The following is a 15159-nucleotide window of genomic DNA, read 5'->3' on the forward strand; positions in this document are numbered from 1 at the left end:
AGCCTCCGCAGTCAACCCATTAAAAGCCATCAACTCACCCGCACTAGCCGTAGTTTCCCCACGCTTCCAGGCGAAAGAATCACGCTTAGAATTACTGCGTAACATGATTGGTTCTAACATCGCCGCAGCACCACCTGTAACACCAATTAAGGCATCTCCACCAAACAATTGCTCAAAATCGGCATCACTTAAAAAACCGTTATCAGGTTCAGAACAAGTATCCCAAGCTGTATCATGAGGACGATATAAACGGCGAGGATTAATAATAGAAATAATCTTCACTCCTATACCTTCAGTTTCTAAAAATGCGGCTGCTTCAAACACAGGAATTAACGTCATATCGCCAATGACAGCAAATACAACTGTCTTCCCTCCCGCAATTTCATGTAATAAAATCGCGCCCTTTTCTAACCCTTCTGCCGTTTGTTTTAAAGTCGTTCTAATGGGTAAAGGAGACTTACTGGCAGTGATGACAATTCCCTTATTTTTTGTTTGCAAAGCCCAGTCATAACAACCTTGAATACTGTTAGCATCAGGAGGAAATAAGGGAAATACATTTCCTGTTCTCATCAATGATGCAAAATAAGCCTCAATTTCTGGTCTTTGGTGTGTCCAACCGTTGCGTCCTTGTTCTAAAGCCCCCGCAGTAAATAATGTAATTGTTGACGGTGTTTTGCGTCTTAATTCTGCCATTGCTTGGGTGACTGTTTGCCAAATTGGTAAACCATTGATGGCAAAAGATTCGTAAGAACACCACAAGGTTCTCGCACCCATTAAGGATAAACCAGCCGCTAATCCTGCACAAGCATCTTCGCTCAAAGGTTCGTAAACTTGACCTCCTGGAGCTTGATTATATAAATCATCGGTGGTAGGATGGTTGATTTTTAATGCTTGGTTAATGTTAGCAATTCCTGATGCTTCGTTACCATCGGCGTTTGTTACCAGGAAATTTTTATCTTTATTTCCTACTATTCCTACTAACCTTCCCATTGCTGTTGTAGAAACTTTTGGTTCTCCGCCAACTGCATATTCTTCTAATGGTAATTCGCCAATTTCTGCTAGGGGTAATTCAAATTCTGTCACTGCGGTTTTCGCTGCTGGTCCACCCCCTGCCCGTTCCGCATTTGTACGGACTGTTTGCCATGCCTCGGCACATAAAGCCCGTTTTTGTAAGGCGGTGACAATATGGGGCGCATCTAAGGTATCTTTAGGATATAAATTATGGGATTTTGCACCTAAAGCATGAACCCCTGCCCCTTTGAGTTGTTTGATAATAAATACTGTTAATGTGCCACTTAAAGCGGAACGGGCAGCTTTATCCATGCCGACTAATACGGCTTTGGTAAATTCTAACCGTTTTGGAAAGGAGAAAGCGGTACTATCCACATAATCACCGGGTTGGTTTTGATCATCAAAGTCTTTAGCATTGACTAACACGACTTCGGTAAAACCGTTACCTTTCCAATAGGCGATCATTTCATCGTTAGTTTTTAAAGATACCATGCTATGATGTTCTTGGCTGTAACCATTCCACACTAAAACTGGTAAAAAGTTGGTGACAGTGGGGTAAGCTGTGTTAAAATGTGCCATGGAACTCATGATGTAGGGTTCACCTAGTCCTCCGTCTCCCACTGTAAAGGGGAAGAGTTTGTCACGGTGTAACAATGCGGCGGCCATGGCGAAATGTTGCCCTTGTCCCAAAGGTCCAGCAGGTGCGAGAATACCGGGAATATAGCCGGAAAGGTGTCCTAATAATCCGTGTTTTTCCCGAAAGCGATCGCGCAATTGTTGTACTGTAGAAATGCCCATATCTTCTAAAGATCGGTCTAAAAACATGGCACTATAAAAACCAGGAGCATGGTGTCCCACTTCGGTAATAATGTTCTTATGTCCAAGCATGACCAAAGCTGCATAAGCTTCCGCTTGACTGGCAAAACCACCGGGGTGTCCAGAAGCTTTACTACCAGTGATTTGTAGCGTCAGGTAGCGCAGGGCATCAGCAGCCAGTAAAGTTTGATATACTGCATTGGTATCCGTAGGATTTGCTACTGCTTTTTGACCAGATGCGATCGCTGGTACTTTACCATAAGTTTGAAAATCTGGCAATACTTCCCCAAAATATTGTATCCCTTGACAAAAATTCGGAACTGCGGAAGCTGTATTTTGCGTAATTGCTGTCATGCTGAGTACCTTAATAAAATCGAAAAAACTAGAGATTCTGGTTTAATTTAATAAATATTTTACATCTTTAAGGTTCTAATAATTAATTGCTTTTTCTGAAAGTTACTATAACTAAGTAATGATTGATTTTTCCGTTATTTTGTGTTTAGTTGTAGATATTGATGAAATTAACTACATTTACCTTGGGGGAGTATTCCGTAGGGATAGGCACAAAGGAGGAAGAAAGAGGGAAGCAAAAGGGAATTAATCTCTTGTTTCTATGGTATTGAAAGATCGTTGTTGACAAGTATCTGGAGATGGAAATTAAGAATAATTCGGTTGGTTTTTAGATTTTCTGGCTGAAAAATTATAATGACTCCAAGATGATTTATACTGGAAGTTGAGTTATTATGTATAGAATTGAATTGTTTTTTTTGATAACGACAGGAGAATATGATGCAAATGCTACCACAACCCAAGGGATTATCTATTATTCAAGTCTTAAACTGGATATTCAGACCTATGCCTTATATGGTGGAATGTGCTAAAAAATATGGAGATGTTTTTGCTCTAAAATTACAGGGTAATTTACCACCAATGTTATTTGTTCATTCTCCTGAAGCTATGCAGCAGGTGTTAAGTAATGATCAAAAAGAGTTGGAAGCACCAGGAGATCTAAATAGTATTTTTCAATATTTACTGGGCAAAAATTCTGTCATTAGTCTTAGTGGTAAAGCACATCAACGTCAACGTCAATTAATTATGCCTCCTTTTCACGGGGAAAGAATGCGAACTTATGCAGAATTAATTGAGAATATTACCATAAAAGTTTTTAATCAACAACCAAAAAATCAATCTTTTAATATTAGGAACATTACCCAAGATATCACTCTTCAGGTAATGATGGAAGCTGTTTTTGGCCTTTATGAAGGAGAACGAGCAGAAAAACTTAAACATTTACTTTGTGCAATTTTAGAACAGGGTGGCACTCCTTGGAGGGTGATTTTTCTCTATTTTCCCAAATTAAAAGAAACCTTTGGGATTTCAGAAATTTGGAAACGACAAATGAAGAAACAGGAACAAGCTGACCAACTTATTTATCAGGAAATTCGAGAAAGAAGAGAAAATTTCGATCCTAAGCGCACAGATATCCTTAATTTACTTATGTCTGCTGAAGATGAAAACGGTCAACCTATGACTGATGCAGAATTAAGAGATGAATTGATGACTTTATTAGTCGCAGGTCATGAAACTACAGCTACAGCTATTTCTTGGGCTTTTTACTGGATTCATAAATTCCCAGAAGTTAAAGAAAAGTTATTAGCAGAATTGGATAGTTTAGGAGAAAATTATGATTCTAATACTGTCTTTAAATTGCCATATTTAACTGCTGTTTGTAATGAAACATTAAGGATTTGTCCTGTGGGAATGTTAACTTTTCCCAGAAGGGTTAAAACCCCTATTTCTCTCTGTGGTTATCAACTCGAACCAGGTACAATTGTCATGGGTTCAATTTATTTAGCTCATCACCGTGAAGATACTTATCCTGAACATGAGAAATTTCGCCCAGAACGCTTTTTAGAGAAACAATTTTCACCTTATGAATTTCTACCTTTTGGTGGTGGTGCAAGACGTTGTATCGGTTTAGCATTTGCCCAAATGGAAATGAAATTGATCTTAGCAAAAGTGCTAAAAACATGGTCAATAAAATTAGTTGATACCCATGAAATCAAACCTAAAAGACGGGGTTTAGTTACAGGACCGAGTAGTCCGATAACTTTGGAAATTCAAAATGTTCGTCAACCAAAATCTGCAATTTTAGAAGCAGCAGCACTTTGATACACTAACAATTCAAGAAGGTCCGCGACTTCTTAAATAAGTCGCGGATTTAGGTTTATCTTTCATGTTATTTCTATTTCCACAATTGATCATGTCCTAATTACTCTGGCTACAATAATTACGAAAAAAATGCGATCGCGCCGGCATCACACACAAATGGTATAATTTTAAACGATTATCTAGACAAACCAATTTTTTAAACTTTTCAATCATAATCATAAGATATATTTAAGTAAATATTTTCTTATACTCACCTTGGGTAAAAACTTATAAAGAAATTGTTAAAAAGTTTAGTACAATAATCTGATTACACAAATAAGTATTTTTTCCTATTGACATGATAGCGGATCAATTTCCTTGGCTTACCGCAATTATCCTATTTCCGCTCCTGGCTTCCTTTCTTATCCCCCTATTCCCTGATAAGGACGGTAAGGTTGTCCGTTGGTACGCGCTAGGTGTAGGTATAGCAGACTTTGTTTTGATGTGTTTAGCTTTTTGGCAGCATTATGATGCCAGTAGTGCTAGTTTTCAACTCGTAGAAAATTATGTTTGGATGCCTCAATTAGGCTTAAATTGGACCGTTTCTGTTGATGGTATTTCCGCTCCCTTGGTGCTTTTAGCAGGTTTTGTTACCACCCTTGCCATTTTTTCCGCTTGGCAAGTTGATCGCAGACCCAAGCTCTTTTACTTTCTCATGCTTGTGTTATATTCTGCACAAGTTGGAGTATTTGTCGCCCAAGACTTGCTATTATTTTTCATCATGTGGGAAGTGGAACTCATTCCCGTATATCTACTAGTCTGTATTTGGGGTGGACAAAGACGACGCTACGCAGCTACTAAATTTCTCATTTACACCGCAGCAGCCTCTATATTTATCTTGGTAGCAGCGCTCGCACTGGGTTTATATGGCGGTGGAAATGTCACATTTGATATCGCTCAACTCGCACACAAAGAATATCCCCTCACCTTCCAACTACTACTATACGCTGGTTTATTAATTGCCTTTGGGGTGAAATTGGCAATTTTTCCCCTACATACTTGGCTACCTGATGCTCACGGTGAAGCTTCTTCCCCAGTATCTATGATTTTAGCGGGTGTACTCCTAAAAATGGGCGGATATGGACTAATTCGTCTCAATCTTGACCTACTTTCCGACGCTCATGTTTACTTTGCTCCTATTCTCGTTATTCTCGGTGTTGTCAATATTATCTATGGTGCTTTAAATTCCTTCGCTCAAACGAACATGAAACGTCGTTTGGCCTATTCCTCAATCTCTCACATGGGTTTTGTCCTCATAGGAATTGCATCTTTTACCGATTTGGGTATCAACGGCGCAATGTTACAAATGATATCCCATGGTTTAATTGCTTCTGTTTTATTCTTTCTCGCAGGTGTCACCTACGATCGCTCTCATACTATGATGATGGCAGAAATGGGTGGTATTGGTCAAGCAATGCCAAAGGTATTTGCTCTGTTTACAATGGGAGCTATGGCTTCTTTAGCTTTACCAGGAATGAGTGGTTTTGTTGGTGAACTTTCTGTATTTGTGGGTATCACTACTAGTGATGTTTACACTACCACTTTTTGCACTGTTACGGTTTTTCTCGCTGCTGTAGGGGTTATCCTCACACCCATTTATCTCCTTTCCATGCTACGTCAAGTATTTTACGGTTCTGGTGCAGACCAAATCTGTGATATTAACAATGCAGGGATTCAAAATCAAGAAGATGAAGGAACTGCTTGTTTTGGTACAGATTGTCTTTTACCAACGGAAACTGTCTATACTGATGCTAGGCCACGAGAAATTTTCATTGCTGCTTCTTTTCTAGTGTTAATTATTGGCATTGGTTTTTATCCTAAAATTGCCATGCAAATGTATGATGCAACAACTGTGGCTGTGAATAGTCATGTTCGCCAATCTTATACTATCATTTCCCAAACTAATCCCCGTGTTTATGCTGGTGGTTTGTTAAATCCCCAAGTTAATAATACTGAGTTAACTCCTGTTTTGGGAATTTTACAACAATCTTAGGCTACATTAGGGCTTTTTTTCTCACGCCAAGACGTTCTAGACGCAGAGAGTTTTATGTTGATGGTTTTGTCAAATTTTGGTGGTTTTATCGTTACGATAAATATATCGTTAATGATTGTAGCACCATGACGGCTAATTTAACTAATGGTTTGACCTCTGTTTTTCGTCTTTCTCCTCTGATTCGGATCACTTTGTTAAGTTTATATTTAGCGTTGACGGTTCCTTTACCGTTTTTAGCTCAGTTAACAGCCGCAACTATTCCTCCCTGGTTATTATGGATAGGAATTGGTTGCGGTTTTATTTTGTTGTATGCTGTTTTGACTGAAAGGGTGATTTTAGATGAGGAAGGGATTAAGGTTACTTACTCAGGTTGGTTTTCTCAGTTTTTTCGTCGCGGTTGGAGTTTATCATGGTCGGAAGTGAAAGAGTTAAAGCCACGAACGACTGGACAAGGTGGTTTAGTATATTATTTTATTACTCAAGATGGTAAGGCTTATTTATTACCTATGCGAATGTCTGGATTTTCTAAGTTTATCAATATTGTCGCCGCAAAAACTGGTATTGATACTCAAGATGTTCGTCCTTTATCACAGCCTTGGATGTATTTAATTTTGTTAGGTTTGACTTTATTATTGCTATTAGTAGATATTTGGACTATTCAAGCTGCATTAGTCATGGGTCATGGGTAACAAGTATTTGGGTGATTAAATTTCGATAAATTATTTGGCATTGCATATCTGATTTGATGCTTTAATTTAGCAATGCCAATAATTTAACTCTGTAATCATCTCCATTTACCCAAGAAAGGTTACAATATAAATTGTAACTTTTTACATTAAGAATGTATTGGCTTACATTAAGAATGTATTAAGTTACAATAAGATTTTAATAGTTTACATTAAAAATGTAGTTTATTACTATGCTTGTATTAGAATCCGTGAGTTTATGTGGACGTTTACAGAATCAACATCAATATCCAATTTTACAGAATATTTCTTTTAGAGTATCACCAGGCGATCGCTTTGCTATTGTAGGTGTATCTGGTGCTGGTAAAACTTCCCTATTACGTCTGATTAATCGCTTAAATGAACCTACTAGCGGGAAAATATATTTTAAAAATCAGGAATATCACAAAATTCCTGTAATTCAACTACGTCAACAGATAATGCTTGTGCAACAAGAATCTAAGTTATTAGGGATGACAGTAGGAGAAAATTTAGCTTATCCTTTAACTTTGCGTGGTTTACCTAAACCAACTATTCAGGAAAAAGTCAGTTATTGGCGGGAAAAACTGCAAATTCCTGAACAATGGTTAGGACGGACAGAAGTACAACTTTCTGGAGGACAAAAACAGTTAATTGCGATCGCTCGCGCTTTAGTTACCGAACCGCAAATTTTACTATTAGATGAGCCTACGTCGGCGTTAGATACCCCTGCAATTACTAATTTAATCAATATCCTCACTCAATCAAATCAAGCCCATTCTTCGGCGATTTTGATGGTAAATCGGCAAAGGGATTTAGTGCAGGAGTTTTGTACCCATGTTTTACATCTTCAGCAAGGTCAATTAGTGGTTAATCAACCTGCGGCTGAAGTAGACTGGGAAAACTTAGCAGTCACCCTGACAGCAGCAGAAAACCAAGAATTAGAAGAATGGACAATTAGTTATTAGTCAGTGGTCATTTTATCTGTTAAGAGTTTCCTGAAATCAAGAACTTTGAGCGGTTAATACGGGAAGTTGATTAGTAAATCTTTCTCTTGGTAATTTCGCTTGTTGTTGAGCGATATTAGCATTCAGAATTTCCATATTAAACCGGTATCCAACATTGCGAATAGTTTGAATTAAACTGGGTTGACGAGGATCAAGTTCCACCTTCTTCCGCAGCGATAAAACATGAGTATCAATGGTGCGCGGGTTATCAATAGCGTCAGGCCAAGCACGACGCAATAATTCCGATCTACTTAAAGGCACTCCTCCAGCTTGTGCTAAGACATACAATAAACTAAATTCCTGGGGGGTCAAGTCAATAAATTCCCCTTGGAAACGAACCCGACGCTGGACTAAATCAATTTGCAAACTGCCATAATCTAAATAAGCCGGTGCATTAGGTGTGCGGTGACGACGAAGAATGGCCTCCACCCTAGCCAAAAATTCCTGCATTCCAAAGGGTTTGCTTAAATAATCATCTGCTCCTGCTTTTAAACCCGCAACAATATCGGCTTCATTGGTACGAGCAGATAACATCAAAATTAAAGGCTGTTGTTGACGATGTAACCAGCGGCACAAATCCATACCATCGCCATCGGATAAATCCGCATCTAAAATAATTAGAGTTGGTTGATGGCTTTGAAATACTTCTTTTGCTTGATAAATACTGGCAGCTTGATGAACTCGGTATTCTAGTTGTTGCAAGTGCCAACCCAATAACGATCTCAGATGGGGATTCCCCTCAACAATTTCAATACAAACCGAACCCACAGTGGCAAAACCCCTTAGCGTTGATGAATCTCAAATTAACAATCTCGTGGTCAAGGTTTTGTAGTTTTTGTTACCTGAATGAAGATATTCTTCACATTTCCCTCAAGAAAACCTTGCAAAAAATTTATTTTTCACTTTATTTGCAATCAAGCTGGTGACTTTATTAAATTATTATTACATTTACATTCTCTAAACTCAAATTGCTATTTGTCTAGGGTGGTTTAGTAATTTCTGGTAATTGGTATAAAATTGTTTACTTGCCAACCTCTATTTATAATTAAACTTTAATTTTAGTCATTTGTCCTACTCCTAAAGAGCTAGTCCTAAGTTGACAATTTCAGCGATAAAACTATACTTATATGACAAAAATCAATATATTTTTAGTAAAAAATCAACTACTTGATATATAATAGGTTGATATCAAGTATTGAATTGAGACTATTGCTGACGCGAAAACCAAGCAATGATGGTGGTAGTCTTTTTCAGCAAACCCTAATTAAAACACAATCACGTTGGGCTACAGCGTGTAAGTCTACCGAGGGATAACCGCTCCCATGCTCCCGTTGAAGTAGAAAGTAAAGTCTAGCTTTGTCTAGGTTTTATATAGCAGATGTGATAAACTCAGATAACAATCATTATCAAAGGGAGTAGGATAAAATTTACACCTGATTATGACTCTTAGTCAAACAAGACTTGTTTTCTATCCATGAGGTGGCTAAGAAGTTATAAAACTTGATATACAGGTTTGGACTATGGCTAAATTTGTATTCCTCAAGAAAACCGGACAAAAATTGGATCAATATCAATTAGCACCTGTGATGATCAACACCAAGTTAACACCATGCTAGATTGCTAAATCTAACTTTTGACAAAGAATCGTAAAAATACACTACAAAATCACCTTATGTCCAGTTTTTTGGCCTAGGATTTAATTAAGTTTTTAGCTGCTGAGGGGTCTCATCTAAAGTCCAAATATTACTTATGAGTTCATACATAAGCAGGAAGTGATACTTCATTGAGCGTGAATCATCATCTACAATTCTCATTCCCAAGAGACTAATACAGCAGTTATGCTCCAAGACACACAAACCATCCGCTACTACCAAAGACTTACCGACGCCTTCGTCGAATTATGGAATCGCGGTTATCGTATGGATGATATGCGGATGTATTTGGATGGATACCTAGCCGCACTCAGACATAGTAATATCATTGAACCCTACTGGATTCATCGCTTAGAAGAGGAAGCCAGCCGCTATTTGCATGATGTATCGAATTTTACAATGGTTCAACCAGAACCAGAAAGACAACATCGCTACTACTAAAGGTAGATTTTGATTTTATCGAGTAGCTACCATCTGACGATAGCGACTGTAGTACAATTTTTGACACTCCCCTCAGTTTGATGCTGCTGAGGGGAATTTTGCTGTTGTTGGTTATAAGTGATTATATTTTATATATAAATGGCAATTAATTGAGATATTGACATAATTCTTCTAGAGATATTTTTTCTTGATCATATAGTTCTTGAATCTTTTTTGTCGCAGGTTCTAAAATCTCCTTTCCCCTTCTGATTTGAATATCTAATTTATTTTGATTTTGATCAAAAATCACAAATAGTGATATATTTCTGGCAATAGTTTGTTTACTACCTCGCAATTTAAAATCAGTGATAAATTTACCTGCTGTGGGGACATGAAGAGCTAAATCGGAAGATTGAATAATTTCCTGAATATCCGCAAGTTGTAAACTAGAAAGTGCTGGAGTTTCTTGTTGAATATTGATCAACTTAATTAAATCTAATTGGTTTTGGTTAATTATTATATGATCTAATTGTTCATATTGAAATGTAATTGTTCCTAGTAAATTATCAGTAATAGCATAAATTTGGACAGAATATGGAGGTTTAGGAACAGAACCTTGTTGATAGAATAAACTCCCTTCTGGAGTGACAGTAATTTGCGGTGTATTTGCTAGAGTTTGTAAAGATTGAAGATTAGCAATGGTACTTTTCACAAATACAGAATCAAGTCCTAAAATAGATGCTAATTCATTAGCTGTAGGGGGGGGATTAAATTCCATACCAGCGCGAATAATAAACTCTTCTAAAACATTAAATTTCCGAGGTTCTTTAATAGTTAATTCTAGGAAATTCTGCGTTACATGATAATAAAATTGACGTGCGAATAAAACCGATGAATAATCATTTTCAGATTCAATTTTATCAACTAAATATTTCACATTATTATCAATTATTTTAACTACAGAAGCAGGAAACATCAATAAAACCTCCATGATGATTAACAGTGTTTGCAACCTCAGAATACATATTACCTACTGTACCAGATTTACCTGTAAATAAATCGTGACAACCGACAATAATTAACAATTCTTGAGCGCGAGAAAAAGCCACATTTACCCGTTCTGGTTTATTTGCAAATCCCACATCTCCTTGAGGATTATTTCTGACCATACTCACAATTACCACTGGTCTTTCCATACCTTGAAATCTATCAACTGTACCCGTTCTAATTTGTAAAGAAGGGAAAAGTTCAGATTGTAAACGTTCATCAATTTTTCTTAATTGAGCGCCATAAAATGTAATTACAGCTATTTCTTTTTTTGGTTCTCCATTCGCAACTTTATGAAACCAAACCTGCTCAAATTGGTGACAAATATTTTCAATTACATCAATTTCTTTAGTATTCACAAATGAAGTACCATTGCGTTCTTCTTGAAATTCATTTTCTCTAGGCATTTTTACCCAACATAAATGATGATCAGATTGAATGATTTTCCCTGCTAAATTATGAGCGCGTTTCCTATCAGGTTCTAAAATTCCACATTCTAATTTGCCATGATAAAATTGATTAATTGCTCCCATGATCATGGGGTGCATTCGATATTGAGTATTGAGCATTTTCTTGATACTTTTATCAGCAATTTCAAACTGACTTTTAAATAATGATTCTTCTAAAAATTGCAATTCTTCTCTAGAATTACCCATGGCTTGCGCCACTTCTGCCACTGTGCTAGTATCAAGCATAGGAGGTAATTGCCGATGATCTCCTACCATGACTAATTTTTTACCTTTCAAAGCGGGAATTAGTAACTCTGGGGGAGTGCATTTACTAACTTCATCTATAATTACAACATCAAAAGATTGAAATTCTTCGGAGAAACTATAATTTGCAGCTTGAACACAAGTAATACCGACAACGTTAGCATTATCTAAATAAATTCGTCTTAAATCATTACTATCTTGTTCGGAAGGTTGACGTAATTTTGTAATCCAATCTTGAACAAAATTTTGATATTTATCTAAATAATTTTCTTCATTTTGCAGTTGCTGTTTCCATGATTTCAATTTATTTCTGACCTTGGTTAAAAACTCTAAATTAAATAAATCTCCGTCAGATAATTCTGGCTTAAATTTATCTGGTATAATTGGCCAAGTTGACTCCCACCAATTCCGTTCTATAATTAAATTATCTGATAATTGTAATTCTAATTTGTCTTCTAGATCAGATATTTCTATTTGTAATAGTTCAAGTTCCTCTTGATAAACATCAGTTTGTTCTTGTAAATTTGTAAATTGTTGATTTAAAGCGTCTTTAATTGTTTCTAAAATAGTAAAGGGTGCTAATGACGAAATCAGAGTTTCTAACTCATAAATGCGATTTTCCCAAAACTTAACTTGTTGAGAAAATTCCTCTGGTTGTTCCCAAATATTTGCTTGTTTAGTTAGATACTTTTCTGTTAAATTCCGTAATTGATGAGGTATATTTTGCTGTTTATGAATTGCTTGTAAGTTATTAATAACTGCTGCAAGTTTTAAATTAGCAGCTTGTTTACTGTTTTCTAACTGAGTTTTAGCTTCAGCTATTTGTTGGGAAGAAATTACATTTTCTGGAAGTTCCTGAAATTGCTGTTTTAAAATTTGCAATTGTTGTTGAGCTTCGGTTTTAACTTTCAAAACACATTGACGCGCATTAATTAAGATAATTTCTAGTAGTTCTTGGGTAATGCGGTTAAGAGTAGCTTCAATATTATTCCATTCAAAGGACTTACCATAAGTTTTTTCCAATCTAATCAAAAAAACTTGAATATTTTCAATTAGCAATTTCCGCTGTTTAGGGGTAAGAATTTGATAATTTTTTAACTCTTGATAGGTTTTTTGCCACTGAGTCTGATCACTTTTTGATAATACTATGGGAATTTGATTAAAACTTTGTTGTAAAAAAGAACTAAAATTATGCTGTTTACCTTTTTTATCAATAAAATTTCCCTCTATTTCATAAGCTATAGCTTTTGTTAATACTCCCCAAGCTGGTAAACTGATTTTATAATTTTTGGGAACAATAGGTAATTTTAAGTTTTGAGCAAACATCAATAAACCTAATGGTAGATTTACCATATTTTCTGTTAAAAGTAAATCAGATTGTTGACATTCTTTCAAAACTTGATATAAATTATTATATCCTGTAGATTTCCATTCTACAACTGCTTCAATAATATAATCAATTTCCCGTTGACGATTTTCCCAAATTTGGATTGTTGGTTGTATATTCTTGTGAAGACTAGATTTTTGTAAATCTGTTTCTAATTTCTGTAAAGATACAGAATGTTGTTGAAAAATATCAACTAATTCCGCTACTTCCGCAATAGCTAAAGATAGATTATTAATATCTTTTAATCCTGCTTGAAATTCAGAAAGTTGAGGTATAATATTTTCCTGTAACCAAACTGCTAAACCAAATACACCAAAACCAGGACGGACAAAACCAAGTTCCTCAATACATTTAATCGCTTGAATTACATTTTCTCGAAAAATATCTACTTGTTTGTTATTCTCTGTATAGGGTTGAATATGGGGTAAGAAATTCTTGATTTCTGGAGATTCCCAGTCTATACTTTGGTAATTTTTCAGTATATTCTCTAAACCAGTAATTAAGGATGCAATTTCATTTTTATTTACTAAAATTTGATCATATTTAATTTCTTGGTTTTGATAAATTGTCTGTAAATTCTCTTTTTCTGTTTTCAGTTCATTTTGTTGCTGATTAAACTGTTCTTCAAATATATAATAGTTTATAAATCTTGGTAATAATGGTAATAATTGAGTTAAAATTGTAATATTTTTCTGACGTTGACTGAGATTATTTTCGCAGTCAGTAGCGGTATTTTGTAACCATGTACTAATGACTTGATCTTCTAAAAATGGTTGTCCTTCTTCTCCAACTTTTTCGGCTCTTCCCTTTCTAATAGCACGAATAAGGGGATTATGAACTAAGCGACTGAGGGCGTTATCAACAGCTAAATTCGCTTGAGAGGTAATTAATGTCCGTCCTCCGCGTAATGCTACTTGATAGCAAATTTCTGCAATGACGGTGGTTTTTCCTGTACCGGGTGGTCCTTGAATTAAAACTAAATCTTCTGCGGAAAGTACCTTTTCTACTGCGGTTTTTTGTCCTGCATTAGCAGAAGATAATAATAAATCTTGTGATTTTAGTTTCACACTTTTTGTAATAGTTCTCGCTTGGGAAGCGTCAAATAAAAAATTACCTAAATAGGGGTTTTGAGTCCTTCCTTGTCTTAATTGTTCTAAAGCTTTTTCTTTACGTTCGATTTGTTTGATATCTCCAGCAGCATCAAAAAATAAGTAACCATTATTGGGAAGTTGATAATTACCTTTGGCTATATATTCAATTAATTCTCTCTCTAGTCGAATATGAATAAGATTATGTTTTTGATCAATTGTTTCAATAGTTCCTAATTGACGACTGTTACGGCGATTTTTTTCTGTGGGGACAGAATCTAAAAATTTAACTTCTTGATTTTTGGCTTTTTTGACCCGTTCCCAAAAGTTTTCTACACTTAAAAAATGTTCTTCAGAACCATCTAAAGTAGCCGAATTAATTTTAATTTCTAAAGTAATTAGTCGAGAATTTGAGCGGTTATTATTATTTTTATTGACAAAAAGTACGCAAAATTGACGAGATTTAGCAATATTTTCTTCAACCTTTAAAAAAGCTTTCCAGGCTTGAAGTTGATCTTCTGTAGGAACATGATTCCCGCAAATTGGCATATTTTTAATTTTTGCCAATAATGCTGTGGGAATATCAAGACGATCTTGATAATTAGGAATTAAATATAACCAATAAAGTACAGCATAACCATCAACAATTCCCCGCAATTCTGGTAATAAATAAGCTGATAAAATTTTAAAACCACCAGATCCGTTTTGACGAACGGCAGCTTTAAATCCTAAAGTCTTTCCTAATTTTTTCAGTCTTTTTGGTAATTGAAAATTATCTTGGTCTGTGGCTATAGTTAATTCCCAAATTTCTTCTCCCGTTTCTTTTCCAGTCCCTTGACGACGAATATAAAAACAACCAGGTTGTTTACCAACTAAATCAAATAATAATTCATTTGCACGTTCTCGCCGTTCTCGAAAATCAGGATATAATTGTAGAGATGATTGACCTTCAAAATGACGAATTAAATTATCAACCGCTGTACCTATGAATGTATAACCACAGTCTTCTATATTTGTTTTATTATTCATATTTTTCATCAAAAATGTGGTAATTTAGGCATAAATAATTTTCAAATTATGAGAATTAATTTAAAGTTCCAAATCTAATAA

Annotated in this window: 9 protein-coding genes; 5 read left to right on the forward strand and 4 right to left on the reverse strand. The window is 35.6% G+C overall.

Annotated features, from left to right (window positions below):
* Positions 1-2181: phosphoketolase family protein (locus ACIR131C_RS21805; protein WP_231395380.1), on the reverse strand; the 2181-nt coding region annotated here is incomplete at its 3' end.
* 435 nt (positions 2182-2616) lie between these two features.
* On the opposite strand from ACIR131C_RS21805, the gene ACIR131C_RS0103545 reads away from it, so the two are divergent.
* The 4 genes from ACIR131C_RS0103545 to ACIR131C_RS0103560 all read left to right on the forward strand — a co-directional run bounded on the left by ACIR131C_RS0103545 (position 2617) and on the right by ACIR131C_RS0103560 (position 7703).
* Positions 2617-3999: a cytochrome P450 gene (locus tag ACIR131C_RS0103545; RefSeq protein WP_028089089.1), complete on the forward strand. Its 1383-nt coding sequence runs from the start codon at positions 2617-2619 to the stop codon at positions 3997-3999.
* A gap of 337 nt (positions 4000-4336) precedes the next feature.
* Positions 4337-6031: an NAD(P)H-quinone oxidoreductase subunit 4 gene (locus ACIR131C_RS0103550; protein ID WP_028089090.1), complete on the forward strand. Its 1695-nt coding sequence runs from the start codon at positions 4337-4339 to the stop codon at positions 6029-6031.
* 125 nt (positions 6032-6156) lie between these two features.
* Positions 6157-6720: a hypothetical protein gene (locus ACIR131C_RS0103555; protein ID WP_028083032.1), complete on the forward strand. Its 564-nt coding sequence runs from the start codon at positions 6157-6159 to the stop codon at positions 6718-6720.
* 230 nt (positions 6721-6950) lie between these two features.
* The gene (locus tag ACIR131C_RS0103560; RefSeq protein ID WP_028089091.1) at positions 6951-7703 is read left to right on the forward strand and encodes an ABC transporter ATP-binding protein; all 753 of its coding nucleotides are present in this window, start codon (positions 6951-6953) and stop codon (positions 7701-7703) included.
* A 36-nt stretch (positions 7704-7739) separates the two neighbouring features.
* Here the strand turns inward: ACIR131C_RS0103560 and ACIR131C_RS0103565 are convergent, their stop codons facing one another.
* Positions 7740-8510, reverse strand: a complete 771-nt coding sequence (locus ACIR131C_RS0103565; protein WP_028089092.1) for a response regulator transcription factor — start codon at positions 8508-8510, stop codon at positions 7740-7742.
* A 1070-nt stretch (positions 8511-9580) separates the two neighbouring features.
* On the opposite strand from ACIR131C_RS0103565, the gene ACIR131C_RS0103570 reads away from it, so the two are divergent.
* Positions 9581-9835, forward strand: coding sequence for a DUF6761 family protein (locus ACIR131C_RS0103570; RefSeq protein WP_028083035.1), 255 nt, complete (start codon positions 9581-9583; stop codon positions 9833-9835).
* 145 nt (positions 9836-9980) lie between these two features.
* Here the strand turns inward: ACIR131C_RS0103570 and ACIR131C_RS21810 are convergent, their stop codons facing one another.
* Together ACIR131C_RS21810 and ACIR131C_RS0103580 are read right to left on the reverse strand one after the other, a co-directional pair.
* On the reverse strand, positions 9981-10790 hold the full coding sequence (locus tag ACIR131C_RS21810) for a hypothetical protein (protein ID WP_231395381.1): 810 nt from the start codon (positions 10788-10790) through the stop codon (positions 9981-9983).
* A complete protein-coding gene (locus ACIR131C_RS0103580) occupies positions 10768-15087 on the reverse strand; it encodes an AAA domain-containing protein (protein WP_028089093.1) in 4320 nt (1439 codons plus the stop codon). The genes ACIR131C_RS21810 and ACIR131C_RS0103580 overlap by 23 nt, the downstream gene beginning before the upstream one ends.
* Positions 15088-15159 lie beyond the last annotated feature (72 nt).

Origin of the sequence: Dolichospermum circinale AWQC131C, from assembly GCF_000426905.1 — a bacterium.
Lineage (GTDB): Bacteria > Cyanobacteriota > Cyanobacteriia > Cyanobacteriales > Nostocaceae > Dolichospermum > Dolichospermum circinale.